This window comes from Alkanindiges illinoisensis (assembly GCF_004377485.1).
In the GTDB taxonomy this organism is placed as follows: domain Bacteria; phylum Pseudomonadota; class Gammaproteobacteria; order Pseudomonadales; family Moraxellaceae; genus Alkanindiges; species Alkanindiges illinoisensis_A.
In genome coordinates this window covers 1-862 of record NZ_SNTY01000083.1, presented here as the reverse complement: position 1 = coordinate 862, position 862 = coordinate 1, and the positions used below count along the sequence as shown (strand labels likewise).

At 36.1% G+C, this 862-nt stretch carries 1 protein-coding gene; it reads left to right on the top strand.

Annotated elements, in window-relative coordinates; genetic code table 11:
• Window positions 1-80 precede the first annotated feature (80 nt).
• Window positions 81-827, top strand: coding sequence for an IS5-like element ISAba31 family transposase (locus tag E2B99_RS13410; protein WP_134245702.1), 747 nt, complete (start codon window positions 81-83; stop codon window positions 825-827).
• Window positions 828-862 lie beyond the last annotated feature (35 nt).

The window sequence follows — 862 nt, the reverse complement described above, 5'->3', positions numbered from 1 at the left end:
TAGGGTGTGTTGACACTTTTAGCTTAAAAAAATAGCGAAGTAGTAAAATCAAATCGCCAAACCCAATTTTACTATTCGCTATGCCTCGTACCATGCTGACAGATCAACACTGGCAAAAGTTGAAAGTTATTCTGCGTAATTTATCCATTCACCACAACTCAAATTTACGCAATTTTATTGAAGCTATCCTCTATAGAATTAGAACAGGCTGTCCGTGGCGAGATATTCCTTCTTGTTTTGGTCATTCAAACTCTATTTTCAAACGTTTTAATCGTTGGTCAAGCAGCGGTAAGTTACTTGGATTATTCAAATTACTAGCCTCATGCCCCGATATGGAGTGGATTTTTATTGATGGCTCTCACGTACGTGCTCATCAACATTCTGCCGGCATAGCGAATCAATCTATTTCTAAAAGTGTAGGAGGAAACTCCTCAAAAATACATTTGATTGTTGATGCACATGGCAATCCTGTTGATTTCATGATTACCGATGGAACCACACATGATGTTAAAGTTGCACCTGATTTAATATCAACATTAGATTTAAAAGAGACAAAAGTGGTATGCGCAGATAAAGGCTATGATTCAGAACCACTGCGTGAACAGATCAGGAAAACAGGGACTAAAGCGAATATACCAAAGAAAATAAATAGCCAATCGAACAATGACCATATGGACTGGTATTTATATAAAATCAGGCATTTAGTTGAAAATATGTTTTGTAGATTAAAGCAATTTAGAGGAATAGCTACTCGATATGACAAGCTCAAAAGAAATTATCAAAGTTCTGTTGCCTTAGCCTGTATATTTTTATGGCTACCTTTATAGGGTTAATTATCAACAGTAAATGTCAACAGACCCTA

Coding starts and splice junctions, on each gene's coding strand:
- E2B99_RS13410 (WP_134245702.1), top strand. CDS start 81: ATGCCTCGTACCATGCTGACAGATCAACACTGGCAAAAGTTGAAAGTT.